Genomic DNA, 14,983 nt, shown 5'->3' on the forward strand with positions numbered 1-14,983 from the left:
GGCGGCTAGAGCTTCTTTCCGGGGTTGAGCAGGCTGGCGGGGTCGAAGGCGAGCTTGACGCGGCGCTGCAGTTCCCGAACGGCGAGGCCGAGTTCGTCGTCGAGGTGCGCCTGCTTGAGCAGGCCGATCCCGTGTTCCCCCGACGCGGACCCACCCAGCGTGACGGCGAGCTGGATCACCCGTTTGAACGCGCGGTGGGCGGCATCGACCTCCGCGGGCAGGTCGGGGTTGAAGCCGATCACCGGGTGCAGGTTCCCGTCGCCGAGGTGCCCTCCGGTACTGATCGGAATCAAAAGTTCGCTGGAAATCTCCTGAAGCCCGGAGAGGAGCGCCTGCAGCTGCGACCGCGGAACGGTCACGTCCTCGTTGAGGCTCGCGCCGCGCGCTGCTTGCAGGGCCGGCTGGAGGAGGCGTCTCGCGCTCATCAGCTTGTCGAGGTGCGCGGGGTCGTGGGCGATGACGATCTCGCCTGCTCCCCCGGCATCGAGGATGCGCGCGTATTCTGCGACGTCGTCCTCGGCCTGCCCCGCGGCATCCGACTGCACGAGGAGAAGTGCTGCAGCACCCTCCGGGAGGGTCGACGCAGGGTCGAAGGCGTTGATCGCGGTGATGCAGGATCCGTCGAGAAATTCGAGCACGCTCGGGCGCCGGTTGTTCGTGACGATCAGCGCAGCGGCGGCGAGGGCCTCCGCGGTGGTCGAGAACGTCGCGGAGACGCCGGAGGCGGGGGCAGGGGCAGGCAGCAGCCCGACCGTGATCTCGGTGATGATGCCGAGGGTGCCCTCCGATCCGACGAGGAGCGCCGTCAGGTTGTACCCGGCGACACCCTTGATGGTGCGCTGCCCCGTGTGCACGATGGAGCCGTCCGCGAGGACGACCGTGAGGCGGCGCACGAAGTTACCCGTCACGCCGTACTTGACGCACAGCATCCCGCCGGCGTTGGTGGCCACGTTGCCGCCGATCGTCGAGCCCTTCCAGGAGCCCGGGTCCGGCGGGTAGAAAAGGCCGGCGGTCGCGGCGGCCCTGGCCAGGGCGTATGTGCGCACGCCCGCCTCGACCGTCGCGGTCTGGTCGGCCTTGTCGACGGAGACGATCCGGTTCATCCGGGTGAGGTTCACGACAATGGCTCCGGTGATCGCGTTCGCACCGCCGGCGAGGCCGGTGCGCGCTCCCTGCGGCACGAGCGGAATGCCGTTGGCCGCTGCGAGGGTGACGACCGCCGCCACCTCGGCGGTGCTCTTGGGGAAAACGACGGCGAGGGGCTCCCCCGCAGCGGTGCCGTCCGACTGGTCCGTGAGATAGGCATCGGTCGCCTGTCCGGTCACGAGCTGCGCGGGCGGCAGTATCCCGGCGAGTTCGTCGAGGATCGTCTGCGGGGAAAGCGTTTCAGTCACGGGGGCCTCTGGGTCAGAGTGGACGAGCCGGCACCGGGCAAAAGGCCTGCGGCCCGGCGGTGGGTGTGCCTCAATCGGGGCGTTTGCCCAGTATATGAGGCGGAATATTCCGCAGCCGACTTGTAGTTATTGATGTATCTATGACTAGGCTGGGGGGTATGCCGACCGAATCCGCCTCCCTGCTGCCGGCCGGGGCCTCCGCCGTCGAGCGGGCATACACGCACGTCGCGGACCTGATCATCTCGGGGTCCCTCCCTGCGAGCTCCTTCCTGACCGAGGGGGAGATCGCCGGAGCCCTCTCACTCAGCCGCACCCCGGTGCGCGAAGCCTTCCTCGCGCTCGAGGCCCGCGGGCTGATCCGGCTCTTCCCGAAGAAGGGCGCCGTCGTCACCGCTCTCGACGAGGCAGAGACCGCCGAGTTGCTCCAGGTGCGTATCATGCTCGAGACGACCGCGGTCCGGCTCCTGGGCGAACGCGAGGGTGGGACAGGCGCGGTGGACGCCGACCTCGCCGCCCTGATCGAGATCCAGGCGGATGCCGCTGCGAGCGGTGACCTGCTCACCTTCGCCAGGGCCGACCACCGCTTCCACTCCCGGATCGTGGACGAGAACCGCAACCGGGTGATCGACGGTTTCTACGCCCAGCTCGGTCCGAGGCTCGAACGCCTCACTCACCGGGTCGCTTCCCGGGACCCCCGCAACCTCGCACGCCTTCTCGCCGAGCACCGTACCCTGGCCGGTCACGTCTCCAGCGGAGACACCGCAGCGTACGACCGTGCCCTCCGCGAACACGTCGAGGCCGGGCACTTTTCCACCAGGGTCGCCTGACCACCAGGGTCGCCTGACCACCACCGACTGTCCATACTCGATCGCGTTCCGAAAGTCCGATGATTCCCCGCACCATTCCCGCCTGGCTCCGCGCAGCACCCGCCATCTTCGTCATGGCCTGGGGCGGCAACCACTTCACCCCGCTGCTGCACATGTACGAAGCGCTCGGCCACTACACGACCGTGATGGCGGATGTCTTCCTCGGGGCCTACGTCATCGGCCTGATTCCCGGGCTCCTCATCGCCGGGGCGCTCTCGGACCGGTATGGACGCAAGCCCCTCGCGATCGCGGGCGTGATCACGGGACTCGTGGCCAGCATCCTTCTCGGTTTCGGTTTCTCGAGCACGGTCATGCTGTGCCTCGGCCGCTTCCTGGCCGGGCTGAGCGTCGGCGTTGCGATGTCGGTCGGAACGGCGTGGCTGAAGGAACTCTCCGTCCCGCCGTTCGACAAGCGTGCTGACCGGGTTGCGGGCGCCCGGCGCCCTGCACTGACCCTCACCCTCGGCTTCGGGCTCGGTGCCGGCGTGGCCGGCGCACTCGCCCAGTGGGGTCCGATGCCGACGCTCGCCCCCTACCTTGTCCACATCGTGTTGAGCCTTGCCGTGCTGCCCCTGCTCGTCACGACGCCCGAGACGGTGCCGCGCTACCGCGCGCACCGCCCGTTCTGGCGCGACCTTGCGGTTCCTCTCGCCGGTCATCGTCGCTTCCTGCGCGTCATCGCGCCCTCAGCGCCCTGGGTCTTCGGCGCGGCCGGGATCGCGTACGCGATCATGCCGAAGCTCGTCGATACCCAGCTCGGCGAGTTCAACCTCGCATACGCGACGCTGCTCACGGTCGTCACCCTCGGCACGGGGGCCCTCGTCCAGCCGCAGGTCGCCAGGATCAACACACGCACCAACGGGCGAGCGCTCGTCGTCGGCATGGGCATGATGCTCGTCGGCATCCTGCTCTCCATCTGCGCCGCGGCGACCCTGTCCCCGATCGTCGCCCTCGTCACGGCGATCGTGCTCGGCGCCGCCTACGGCGTGTGCGTCGTCGCCGGCCTCGTCGAGGTGCAGCGCATCTCCACCCCTGCCGACCTCGCCGGCATCACGGGCGTGTACTACAGCCTCACCTACCTCGGGTTCCTGCTGCCGGTCCTCTTCGCGACGCTCAACGCCGTCGCGAGCTACACACTGCTGATGTCCCTGCTCGGTCTCGTCTGCGCGGCGTCCCTCGCCGTCGTGGCCTGGGGCATCCGCCGCGTCTAGCCCCGCCCAGGCACCGGGACGCTGAGGTACGGCGTGAGGACGGCGCGCAGGTAGCGCGTCCCGCCGGTGGAATCCGCAGTGGAATCCGAAGGCCCGCCGGCGTCGGCCCCGTCGAGCTCCTCGAAGGCGAACCAGGACTCGGCCAGGATCCAGAGCGCGCTCACGAGGTCATCGAGCTCCCGATCGCCGAGCGGGCGGATCTCGCCGTGTTCACGCCAGCCGCGGGCGATCTCACTGAACCTGACGAGGCGCCGGGCGCGCACGAGCCGGTAGTGTTCGGCGAGCACAGGGTCCGCGTGCAGCAGACCGAAGAGGTCGCGCGCCAGGAACGCGTATTGCCGCGTCAGCGCGGTGCCGGCACCGAGGCGGTCGAGCACCTGCTCGGGGTCCAGGCGTTCAGTCCCCTCCCCTCCTCCGGCAGCGGATGCCTCCCAGAGCGACTCATAGGCCGTCACGCGCTGGGCATGCAACTCGCGCACGATCTCGTCCTTGCCGCCGAACCAGTAGTACAGGTTGCCCGGGCTGATTCTGGCGGCCGCGGCGATCGCGTTGGTGGTCACCGCGGCGGTGCCGCGTGAGTTGAAGAGGTCGAGGGCGACGGCGAGGATCCTGGCCCTGGTCTCCCCCGCCGTCACCGTGGTCGGGACCCGGCTCACGAAAGCACGACTTCCCGCGCGGGGCGTCGAGGGCTCGGCAGAGCCGAGCCGGTCGGATGCCCGATCCGGAAGGTCATGATCGCGTGGCGGCCGGCGGGCAGGAGTGCGGCCAGCGCGTCGCCGAAGTCCGGGTTGAGGCCCGTCGAGCGTTCCCTGTCGATCCGCTCCGGAATCTGGCAGAGCGGCTGGGCACTCACCCCGTCGACCGTCATGCTCAGGTGCAGGCGCTGCCAGGCCCTGCCGACGGCGAGACGCTGGCCGGTGTCGAGCGGGTCGCGCACGACCAGCGCTCCGAAGGCCGCGGCTGTCGGGATCTGGCTGTCCCTGGTGCCGGCGAGCCAGCCCGCGTTGTTCTGGGCCGTCGAAACGGGAATGACCTTCGAAACGGCCCTGATGAATTCCGACTGCCCGGACGGGTCGATCGTGATGCCGTCCTTCTTCGACTGGATCTCGTGCCAGTCGGTGCGGTACCAGGCGGCGTCGTCCGCCACCTGCTGCGGGTCGGCGATGATCGCCTCGGTCGCTCGGACGGTCAGGGCACCGAACGCATTCTTCTCCGCGGGGGCCGAGAACCAGACGAGTTCGGCGACGGTCTCGTCGATGAGTCCGCTGAGCAGTGCCAGCTCCGCGGCGCTCACGGGCCGCGTGAGGTCATAGGCGTTGCGGTCGGTGTGTCGGGATGCGATCGCGGTGAACAGCGGTGAGACGGATGCCTCCGCCGCCTGAAGGTCGATCCGTGCGACGTGTGTGGGGTCCGCGGGGTCCGGCAGCAGGGTGACGGCGGCCGTCCTCCCGTTCGCGGGTGCCGCGACGACGATGTTCTCGATCGCGCACCCGAGCGAGACGTCCATCTCCCGGAGCAGCGGGTCCATCGTCCCGAGGTTCCTGGTCGTGTCCGCGAAGACGTCGATCCGGTTGTCGGCCACCCTGAACTGCCAGGGCTGGGCATTGTGCGCGTTCGCTGCGAGCACGGCGGCCCGAACGAGGCCGAGGGCGTCATGCGCCTCCGGGCCGGCCTGCGCCCATGCGGCGAATGCCTCGCCGGTCCCGCTCGCGAACACGCCGCCGTCGACCGCGCGCAAGGTCAGGCCTGCGGCGCCGGCGATCGCGATCGTCCCCACTCCGATCCCGGCGACCTTGAGGAACGAACGCCGGGTCGACGTCCGCCCCTTGTGGTCGTGCCGGCCCTTCAGGTCGTGCTGGTCGTGCTGGTCGTCCTGGTTGTCCTGGTTGTCCTGGTCGCGCTGGTCGTGCCTGTCGTTCCTGGGTGTCCTGTCGGGGGTCATAGTCCCATTAGAGTCTTTACTCTAAAGTTTGTCGAGCCAGGCGGTCATCAGGCGGGCCCGACGGTCAGGCGAGTTCGGTGAGTCGTCCGGCCTTGATGTGCAGTCGGCGCTGGGCGCGCCTGGCCACGGCACTGTCGTGCGTGACCACGATCAGGGTGAGGCCCTGCGCCCGCCAGAGCCCCTCGAGCAGATCCATGATCTCGTCCCTGGTCTCCTCGTCGAGGTTGCCGGTCGGCTCGTCGGCGAGGAGCACAGTCGGGTCCTTGACGAGTGCTCTCGCGATCGCGACCCGCTGTTGCTGGCCGCCCGAGAGTTCGGCGGGAAGGTGGCCGAGGCGGTCCCCGAGGCCGACGGCCTCGAGGGCGGCCGCCGAGCGCTCCCGGCGCGCGGCGTTCGTCCCGCCGAGCGGCGCGAGCGCCGTCTCGACATTCTCCTGGGCGGTCAGCGTCGGGATCAGGTTGAAGCCCTGGAACACGAAGCCGATCTCGGTGGCGCGGATGCGACCGAGCTGGGAGTCCCCGAGGCTCGAAAGGTCCGAACTGCCGAGGTGCTCCGTCTCGAACACCACGGATCCGGAACTCGGCCGGTCAAGTGCCCCGAGCATCTGCAGGAGGGTCGACTTGCCGCCACCGGTCGGTCCCTGGATCGCGACCATCTGGCCATCGGGGATCGACACGGTGACGTCCTGCAGCGCGGTCACCGAGCGCTTGCCCTGGTCATACTTTTTGGTGACATTCGTCAGCTGGTACATGGTCTGGTTCCTTCTGGAAGCTGAAAGTGAAAATCGGAACGAATCGAATCGGGTGACGCCGGCACTGTTGGCCGGCAGTGCTAGGCGGGCACTGCTACGCAGGCGGCGCTACGCGATGCTGCGCAGGGCCTCCGCCGGCCGGAGCCGGGAGGCTCGCCAACCCCCGATCACTCCGGCGAGCAGGCCGCCGAGAACGGCGAGCCCGACCGCGATCAGGATCACGGATACCGTGACGGGCGCCGTCAGGACGATGTTGGACTGGGTGGCTGCCTGGGTTGCGGCACCGAATCCGCCACCGCCCGGGCCGAAGCCTGCGCCTCCCGCACCTCCCGCGCCGCCAGCGGCCCCGGCTCCGCGGCCCACCGCCTGCACGGCCGTCGAGGCCCCTGCGGTCAAGGTCGGGGCGATGATGTTGATCACGAAGATCCCGGCGAGCCCGACGACGATCCCGACGACGCCGCCGATCAGGCCTTGCACGAGCGATTCGCCGCCGACCTGGCGCACGATCCGGCCGTTGGACCACCCGATCGCCTTGAGCGTTCCGAACTCACGGGTGCGCCGGGTGACCCCGGAGATGGTGAAGAGGATCGCGATCAGGAACGCCGCTGCGAGGACGATCAGGGAGAGCCACAACCCGAGGTTGGAGACGAGGCTCGATGCGCTCGCGAGCGACCCGGATACGCTCGACGCGAGGTCCGCCTGGGTCTTGACGGTCGCGGCGGGCAGTGCGGTCTTGATATCCGCCTGGACCTGGTTGATATCCGTCGACGACGCTGCCTGCACATAGATGTTGGAGACCTGGCCTGGCAGGGCCGCGAGGGACTGGGCGACGTCGAGCGGAATGTAGACATTGGCCGCGGTCGCGCTGTCCGCGGTCGCCGCGGAGACCAGCCCGACGATGCTGAAGTCGGTGCCCGCGATAGCGACGGTGCCACCGACGGCGAGGGAGGCGGTCGTCGCGTAGCTCGCGTCGAGAACGGCGACGTTCGCACCGGCATCCGTGCTCGCGAGGGAGCGCCCGGCTGTGAGCGTCACGGCGGAGAGCGGGCCGACGGCCGAGTCCGCCGGGTTCAGCCCGAGCACGGTGAAGGAGTCGACGCTGAACGAACTGCCGCCCGCACCGTCGGGGCCGCCCGTCGGCGGAGTCTCAGCGCTCTGGCCGGACTGAGCGGCCTGGCCCGTCGATGGCCGGGTCGCGCCCTGGCTGCGGGTCGGGAGGGCGCCGCTGAAGGTGGAGTTGCTCAGAAGGAGCGTCGCAGCAGCCGCACTGACGTTCGGAACCGCGCGCACCGAGTCGAGACCGGTCGAGGCGAAGGTCTCCGTCCCGCGTTCTGCTGTGAGCCTGCTGCGGCTGATCGTCGTGGTTCCGTCCGATGCGGCACCGTCCGCCGAACCGAAATCGAAGCGTTGGGGGGCGCCGTTTCCGGTGCCCGGCGTCGCGGCGGCAGAAGGGGTCTGGCTCACGGTGAGGTCGGTGCCGACACCGTATACGGATTCGAGAACGGATGCCTGGGCGAGCTGGACTCCGCTCGACACCGAGTTGACGATGATGACCAGGGCGATGGCGATGGCCATGCCGATCGCGACGATGGCGGTCTGCTTGCGACGGCCCGCAAGTTCCCGCCGCAGGTAGGTGTAGAACATGAGTCTCCGGTTCCGGGGACTCTTCGTAGGGCCCACCGGGATCGAAGTTATGAATACGCGCTTGCCGGAGGCTATCACTGGGCTGTGAATACGCCGTAAAACGGTAGATCTGTCTGACGGCCATCGGCTGGGCAGTCTCGTTTCCAAGCTGATCACAATCACTGCGGGCCACACTCTGCCGCTGGCGTACGCTGGCGGCATGACTGGGAATGGCCTCGGATCCGCAGTGCCCAAAGATGTGAGCTCCTGGGCCGCTGGCCAGCGCTGGTTCGCGGACACGGGTCGCCCGGTGGCCCTGGCGCGCGTGGGCGGCTGGTCGCTGCCCTCCGGTGAGCCGGGGGTGCTGATCCGCACCGACTGCCTCCTTGATGCCGGCGACCCGCGTCGGACGGTCTATCAGGTTCCCGTGACCGAGCGGGATGTGGCGCTCCCTGGCGGCAAAGCCGCCCTCATCATGATCGTGACCGGGGCAGACGGGCGGCGTCGGTTCGTCTATGACGCCCCGGCCGATCCGGCCTATGCCCGGGCACTCCTCCTGCTGATCCTGCACCATGGCAGGTCAGGCCCTGATCCCGACGGATGCTCGGTCGCGGAAGGCGAGACCCTCTCCAACGGCCTCGCCGGCGGCGTACCGGGCACCGGATTCGGCGCTGGCGGCGTCGAGCCGACGGTCGTGTCGAGTCATGTTCTCCGCGGAGAGCAGTCCAACACTTCGATCATCTACGAACTCGCGGGTCCTGACGGTCGAGTTCTCGCCCCCGTGATCTGCAAGGTCTTCCGGACGCTGCACCACGGCGACAACCCCGACGTCACGGTGCAGTCCGCGCTCGCGCGCGCCGGCTCGCACCTCGTGCCGTCCCCGGTCGGCTGCGTCGTCGGGGAATGGGCGGACTCCCGCGCCCCTGGCGGCACCGCGCGAGGCCACCTCGCTTTCGCCCAGGAGTTTCTGCCCGGCGTCGAGGACGCCTGGCGGGTGGTGCTGCGCGCGGCGAGGAGGAACGAGGACTTCACCGCGCGGGCACGGAGCCTCGGCGTTGCGACAGCGGCAGTCCACGCCGACCTCGGGGACGCGATGCCGACGGCAGAGCCGACCGCGGATGTCGTCGGCGTGGTGCTCGACGTCCTGCGCGCCCGCGCCCGGCGCGCGATCGCGGAGGTACCGGACCTCGCCAGGTATGCCCCGGCGATCGCTGCAGTGTTCGCCGCGGCGGCCGACGCGCCGTGGCCGAGGCTGCAGCGCATCCACGGCGACCTGCACCTCGGCCAGGTGCTGCTTGTTCCCGGTCGAGGCTGGGTACTCGTCGATTTCGAGGGCGAGCCGCTCAGCCCCCTCGAGGACCGGACCCGTGTCGACGTTCCGTGGCGGGATGTCGCCGGCATGCTGAGGTCGTTCTCGTACGCGGCCGGAACCGTGTCACGAGAGGCTCCGGAGCGGACCGGCGCCGTCTCCGGATGGGTGCAGGCCTGTCGGCGAGCTTTTCTGGCCGGGTACAGCGAACGATCGGGCCAGAGCCTCGGTGAACAACGCCCCCTACTGGACGCCTTCGAGCTCGACAAAGCGCTCTACGAGGCCGTCTACGAAAAACTCAATCGGCCCGACTGGCTGCCGATCCCCCTCGCGGCGATCGACGCTCTCCTGTCCCCCGCCCTCGCCCCGGAGACCGTTCGCGAAAGCGGGTGAATCGTCGGTATGCCGAGCTCAGAACGACGTTTCACCCGCTTTCGCGGGAGGGCGGATCAGCTCTTCGGCGAACGCTTGAGCTCGGGGAACTGGTCGTCGCGCCATTCCTCCGGAAGCCGGAGCTGCTGCACTGCGGCATCGTTCTCGCGCGCCCGCAGCTCGACCCTGCGGATCTTGCCTGAGCTCGTCTTGGGCAGTTCGAAGAACTCGATGCGCCGGACCCGCATGTACGGCGGCAACCCGTTGCGGGCGTGACGCAGCACGGCGAGAGCAGTCGCGCTGTCGGGTGCCCAGCCGGCTGCGAGGTGGATGTACGCCTTAGCGATGTTGAGGCGGGTGTCGTCGGGGGCGGGGACGACGGCGGCCTCGGCGACGGCGGGGTGTTCGAGCAGCACACTTTCGACCTCGAACGGGGAGACCTTGTAATCGGAGGACTTGAAGATGTCATCCGTGCGGCCGATGAAGGTGATGTAGCCGTTGTCGTCCCTGGTGGCGACGTCGCCCGTGTGGAAGTAGCCATCCCGGAGCGCGGCCTGGGTCCTGACCGGGTCGCCGTGATACCGGGCCATCAGGTTGACGGCGGGCTCGGCGAGGTCGAGGCAGATCTCGCCCTCGTCTGCGACGCCGCCCGTGATCGGATCGACGAGGGTGATCGCGACGCCGGGCAGGGGCAGGCCCATGGACCCGGCCTTGAGGACGGACCCCGGCACGTTGCCGACGATGGCCGTCGTCTCGGTCTGGCCGTACCCGTCGCGGATCGTGAGCCCCCAGGCACGCTGGATCTGGCTGATCACCTCGGGGTTGAGCGGTTCACCCGCTGAGAGGATCTCGCGGAGGCCGACCGGCTTCTCGCCCACATCGGACTGGATCAGCATCCGCCACACCGTCGGCGGCGCACAGAACGTTGTGACCTTGGCGCGGTGCAGCTGGGCGGTGAGCGCCTGCGGGTCGAAGCGGCCGTAGTTGTAGACGAAGACGGTGGCCTCGGCGATCCAGGGCGAGAAGAAGCTGCTCCAGGCGTGCTTGCCCCAGCCCGGCGAGCTGATGGCGAGGTGCACGTCGCCGGGACGAAGGCCGAGCCAGTACATCGTGGAGAGATGGCCGACGGGGTACGAGGTCTGAGTGTGCACGACCATCTTGGGCTTGCTCGTGGTCCCCGAGGTGAAGTAGATGAGCGACGGGTCGTCCGAACCGACGGCCACGGGAACGGGCGCCGTGGAAAGCAGGGCGGCGTCGGCGTAGTGAGCCCAGCCGGGAACCGTGCCGCCGACACAGATGCGCCGGAAATCGCCGTCGATCTCCGCGAACTTGGCGGCGTCACCCGCGTTCGCGATGACGCAGTCCACCTCGCCGCGCTGCACGCGGTCGGCGAGGTCGCCGGCGGCGAGCACGGTCGATGTCGGGAGGATCACGGCGCCGATCTTCATGATGCCGAGCATGAGCTCCCAGAGTTCGACCTGGTTGCCGAGCATGAGCATCACGTGATCGCCCTTGCCGACGCCCTGCTGGGTGAGCCAGGCCGCGACCTGGTTGGAGCGTGCGGACATCTCCGCGAAAGTGACCTTCAGCTCGTGGCCGTCCTCCTCGACGATCCACAGGGCGATGTTGTCGTTGCCGGCCGCGATCACGTCAAACCAGTCGACGGCCCAGTTGAATGACGCGCCGACATCCGGCCAGCGGAATTCCGCAGCGGCACGGGCGTGGCCGTCCCAGAGGCGCAGCAGCTGATCGCGGGCGGCACGAAAATTGGAGGTACTCGTCGGAAAAGTCACTTCTCCATCATCCTCACTCACAAATGCCTGTAACGGCATGCGTCCGGAAACACGCCGCGGCGCGTTCCGGGGGCAACCCACACCCGGATGTGGTTAACCACACGGGTCGCCCCATCCGGGTGACAGGGCGGGCGGTCCCCTCCGGCCTCGGGTAGCTTCGTGCACGTCAACACCGACAGTCTCGACGTAGCGTCTCCGGTTCCAGTGTGGGACGTTCGATTTCACCCCGGGGGCACAGATGGTTACCTTCTTCGTCATTTTCATTCTTGTTGTGGGAATCAATACCTTGCTCTGGACCACGGTCGGTCTCATCCGCGCCGTGGTCGAAAGCACCCGCCGCCGGTCGCCCGATCGATCGCAGGACCCGCTGATCTCCGCGGACGAGGTCGCGATCCTGGTCGCCGCCCACGACGAAGAACAAGTGATCGCCGCGACCATCGGTTCCGCAACCGGCCAGGTGCCCGTCGGGCACGTCTTCGTCGTTTCGGACGCCTCCGCAGACCGGACCGCGGACCTCGCGAGAGCGAGCGGCGCGAACGTGCTCGAACTCGAGTCGAATCATGGAAAGGCTGGCGCGCTCGTCGCGGCAATCGACCATTTCGAACTGGCACGCCGTTTCCCGGTCGTGGTGCTCCTCGACGCGGACACGGTACTTGCCCCCGACTACCTATGGACCGGCCTGCCCTGCTTCCAGGATCCGGGGGTCGTCGCGGTTGCAGCGTGTGCGTCGACGATCGCGGATCCTCCCCCCGCGACGATGATGGGCCGATTCCTGGTCGCATACCGGGAACGTTTCTACGTCATGGTGCAGTACCTGCTCAAGTACGGTCAGGCCGCCAGGCTCGCGAACGTGATCTCGATCGTTCCCGGTTTCGCGAGCATGTACCGCAGCCGGGTCCTCGGAAGCATCGACATCGATCCTCCCGGGCTCGCGATCGAGGACTTCAACATGACGTTCGAAGTGCACGCCCGCAAGCTCGGCCGGATCGCATTCCACCCCTCGATCGCGAGAGCCTCGACCCAGGATCCGGACAACCTCCACGACTACACCCGGCAGCTCCAGCGTTGGACCCTGGGGTTCTGGCAGACGCTGCGCCGCCACGGATTCCGGCTCGGCTGGTTCTGGGGCGCGCTGGCGCTCCACGTGTTCGAGCTCGTGACGAGCAGTGTGATGATGCTGCTCTTCCTGCCGCTGCTCGTCGTGTCGGTCGGTGCGGTCATCTGGGAGGCGACGTCGACGGACCCGTCCGGCATCGCCACGCGGCTGACGAACGCGGTTCCGCCGACCCTGCTCCTGCTCGGCGTGCTCGTGCCCGATTACGTGTTGACCGTGCTCGTCGTCGCCGTCACCCGCCGGCCGAGCTATCTGCTGCTCGGGTTCGCCTTTCCCCTCGTGCGTGTGGTCGACGCCGCGATCTGCCTGGCGACCCTTCCCCAGGCATTCCTGACGCCGTCGAGCGGACGCTGGACGAGTCCCGAACGCCGCGTCACCGTGGCGCCCGTGCGGCACGCGAAGCTCGTGCCGCCGGAGACGTCAGTGCCCGAAGAGACGTCAGTGCCCGAAGAGACGTCAGTGCCCGAAGAGACGTCAGTGCCCGAAGAGACGTCAGTTCCGCTGAACCGGCCGCTCGTACCCGACGAAGCGATAGCGGATGCCGGTCCTCGAGACCGTCCATTCAGAAGCGTGGGCACGCGTCCACTCCCCGTCAACAGCGGGGGCCCTCGTGTCGCCGGGCACGGCGAGGTCCAGCTCGGTGACCTCGAGTCGTGACGCGCGGGCCAGGGCCTCGCGGTAGACCTCGCCTCCGCCGATCACCCAGATCGTCGTGGCCGGATCTGTGGCTGAGGCGTCCCCGGCGAGGGCCTCGTCCACGGATCCGGCGCGTTCGGCTCCGGCAGCGGCCCAGGCGGCGTCCCTGGTGACGACGATATTCCGTCGACCGGGGAGCGGCCGGAATCGTTCCGGGAGGGAATCCCACGTGCGACGACCCATCACGACCGTCGCGGCATCCGTCACGGCCTTGAAATGCGCGAGGTCTTCGGGAAGGTGCCAGGGTATCGACCCGGCGCTGCCGATGATCCCGTCGTGCGCCTGCGCCCAGACCAGTGCGACCACGGGAGCGTGACGGGCGGGATCAGACGGCAACGGGTGCCTTGATCGCGGGGTGGTGCTGGTAACCGACGACCTCGAGGTCCTCGTACCTGTAGTCGAAGATGCTCGCGCGTTCGCCCGTGATGCGGAGCGTCGGGAGCGGATACGGGGCACGGGTCAGTTGCTCCGTGACCTGGTCGCGATGGTTGTCGTAGATGTGACAGTCCCCGCCGGTCCAGATGAAGTCGCCGACCTCGAGGCCGGCCTGGGCGGCGACGAGGTGGGTCAGCAGCGCATAACTCGCGATGTTGAAGGGGACGCCGAGGAAGAGGTCGGCGCTGCGCTGGTACAGCTGGCAGGACAGGCGGCCGTCGGCGACGTAGAACTGGAAGAGCGCGTGGCACGGTGCGAGAGCCATCGACGGGATGTCCGCGACGTTCCAGGCCGACACGATCATGCGACGCGAATCGGGGTCTGTCTTCAGGGTCTCGATCACCTGGGCGATCTGATCGATGTGACCACCGTCCGGGGTAGGCCAGGAGCGCCACTGCACTCCGTAGACGGGACCGAGTTCTCCGGTTTCCGATGCCCACTCGTCCCAGATGCTGACGCCGTGTTCCCGGAGCCATCCGACGTTGCTCTCGCCGCGCAGGAACCACAGGAGTTCGTAGGCGATCGACTTGAAGTGCACGCGCTTCGTCGTGATGAGCGGAAAGCCCTCACGAAGGTCGAAGCGGAGCTGGGCGCCGAAGATGCTCGTGGTTCCGGTCCCGGTCCGGTCGGCTTTGGCGGTGCCCGTCGCCAGGGTGTGGCGAAGCAGGTCTTCATACGGGGTCGCGAGTGAGGTTGGCATTCGTAGCAGTTTATTTGGTGGCGCAGCTTATTCGGTGCCGAAGCGCCGCACGAAGGCACGCATCAGGTTCGCCGGTTGCGTCACCGTGGCCGCCGCGATGTTCGCGATGACTTCGGTCCAGGCATCCGGTTTGACATAGCCGTTGTCGCGGTAGATCCGGATGCGGGTGAGGATGCTCGCGTTGGTGAGCTCGGGGTGGAACTGGGTCGCGTAGACGTTCCGTCCGACCCGGAAGGCCTGGACCGGGCAGTCCTCTCCGGTGGCGAGGAGCACGGCGCCGGGCGGGAGGACCGTGCACGCCTCCTTGTGCCCGACGAAGGCCTCGAAGTCAGGCTCGAGGATACCGAACAGCGGGTCGTCGGCGCCCTCCTCCGTCAGCCGCACTCTCGTCGGGCCGGCGTCCTCCGGCCAGGTTCCGTCGACGACCCCTCCGCCGTGCGTCGTGAGCAACCCGATGCCGTAACAGGCTCCGAGAAAGGGAAAATCACGGGCGACGACGAGGTCGAGGAGCGACTGGAGTTCCCGTTCGACCCGGAGCTGGACGGCGGACTTCGTCGCCTCGGGGTCGCTGGCGTTGAAGGGGCTGCCACCGACGATGATGCCGGAGTAATCGTCCAGCCGGATCGGCGGCAGCGGGGCCGCCTCGAGCCTGACCCGGTGCAGGTCCGCGGGGGTGAGGCCGCCTGCGCTCAGGAAACCCTCATACTCGTCGTCGGCGGCTTCGTCCTCCGGACGGCTGGCCAAGAGCAGGAAGGGCTTCACGCCGCAATGATACGC

At 68.5% G+C, this 14,983-nt stretch carries 12 protein-coding genes and 1 pseudogene; 4 read left to right on the forward strand and 9 right to left on the reverse strand.

All coding sequences use genetic code 11. The annotated features are described in order from the left end of the window. Positions 1–5: 5 nt before the first annotated feature. Positions 6–1,394, reverse strand: a complete 1,389-nt coding sequence (locus RCH22_RS08920) for an FAD-linked oxidase C-terminal domain-containing protein (protein ID WP_327013667.1) — start codon at positions 1,392–1,394, stop codon at positions 6–8. A gap of 158 nt (positions 1,395–1,552) precedes the next feature. Here RCH22_RS08920 and RCH22_RS08925 point away from each other — a divergent pair, with 158 nt between their 5' ends. Beyond that, positions 1,553–2,221 (forward strand): GntR family transcriptional regulator, encoded by a 669-nt coding sequence (locus RCH22_RS08925; protein WP_327013668.1) that lies wholly within the window; start codon positions 1,553–1,555, stop codon positions 2,219–2,221. Positions 2,222–2,280: 59 nt separating this feature from the next. After that, positions 2,281–3,471 carry an MFS transporter gene (locus RCH22_RS08930; protein WP_327013669.1) on the forward strand — a complete coding sequence of 397 codons (1,191 nt, stop codon included), beginning with the start codon at positions 2,281–2,283 and terminating at the stop codon, positions 3,469–3,471. On the opposite strand, the gene RCH22_RS08935 is transcribed toward RCH22_RS08930, so the two are convergent. From RCH22_RS08935 to RCH22_RS08950, 4 genes are all read right to left on the reverse strand, one after another. Then, complete coding sequence (locus RCH22_RS08935; protein ID WP_327013670.1) at positions 3,468–4,127, reverse strand: TetR/AcrR family transcriptional regulator; 660 nt, start codon at positions 4,125–4,127, stop codon at positions 3,468–3,470. The genes RCH22_RS08930 and RCH22_RS08935 overlap by 4 nt on opposite strands. Continuing rightward, on the reverse strand, positions 4,124–5,413 hold the full coding sequence (locus RCH22_RS08940) for a hypothetical protein (protein WP_327013671.1): 1,290 nt from the start codon (positions 5,411–5,413) through the stop codon (positions 4,124–4,126). The genes RCH22_RS08935 and RCH22_RS08940 overlap by 4 nt, the downstream gene beginning before the upstream one ends. 64 nt (positions 5,414–5,477) lie before the next feature. Further along, entirely contained in the window at positions 5,478–6,164 is a 687-nt protein-coding gene (locus RCH22_RS08945; protein ID WP_327013672.1) for an ABC transporter ATP-binding protein, read from the reverse strand. A gap of 108 nt (positions 6,165–6,272) precedes the next feature. Then, entirely contained in the window at positions 6,273–7,808 is a 1,536-nt protein-coding gene (locus RCH22_RS08950; RefSeq protein WP_327013673.1) for an FtsX-like permease family protein, read from the reverse strand. Positions 7,809–8,007: 199 nt separating this feature from the next. Here RCH22_RS08950 and RCH22_RS08955 point away from each other — a divergent pair, with 199 nt between their 5' ends. Then, positions 8,008–9,489: a phosphotransferase gene (locus RCH22_RS08955; protein ID WP_327013674.1), complete on the forward strand. Its 1,482-nt coding sequence runs from the start codon at positions 8,008–8,010 to the stop codon at positions 9,487–9,489. Between the two features lie 56 nt (positions 9,490–9,545). On the opposite strand, the gene RCH22_RS08960 is transcribed toward RCH22_RS08955, so the two are convergent. Continuing rightward, entirely contained in the window at positions 9,546–11,261 is a 1,716-nt protein-coding gene (locus RCH22_RS08960; protein WP_327013675.1) for an AMP-binding protein, read from the reverse strand. A 238-nt stretch (positions 11,262–11,499) separates the two neighbouring features. Between RCH22_RS08960 and RCH22_RS08965 the strand changes: the two are divergent. Continuing rightward, positions 11,500–12,465: pseudogene (locus RCH22_RS08965) on the forward strand (glycosyltransferase family 2 protein); the annotation flags it as partial. 402 nt (positions 12,466–12,867) lie between these two features. Here RCH22_RS08965 and RCH22_RS08970 read toward each other — a convergent pair. From RCH22_RS08970 to RCH22_RS08980, 3 genes are read right to left on the reverse strand one after another with little or no spacing between them, the layout of a single operon-like run. Then, entirely contained in the window at positions 12,868–13,407 is a 540-nt protein-coding gene (locus RCH22_RS08970; RefSeq protein WP_327013676.1) for a dihydrofolate reductase, read from the reverse strand. Then, positions 13,397–14,206 (reverse strand): thymidylate synthase, encoded by an 810-nt coding sequence (locus RCH22_RS08975; protein ID WP_327013677.1) that lies wholly within the window; start codon positions 14,204–14,206, stop codon positions 13,397–13,399. The genes RCH22_RS08970 and RCH22_RS08975 overlap by 11 nt, the downstream gene beginning before the upstream one ends. A gap of 27 nt (positions 14,207–14,233) precedes the next feature. After that, a complete protein-coding gene (locus RCH22_RS08980; protein ID WP_327013678.1) occupies positions 14,234–14,968 on the reverse strand; it encodes a glutamine amidotransferase in 735 nt (244 codons plus the stop codon). Positions 14,969–14,983 lie beyond the last annotated feature (15 nt).

It is taken from the genome of Cryobacterium sp. GrIS_2_6 (genome assembly GCF_035984545.1).
In the GTDB taxonomy this organism is placed as follows: domain Bacteria; phylum Actinomycetota; class Actinomycetes; order Actinomycetales; family Microbacteriaceae; genus Cryobacterium.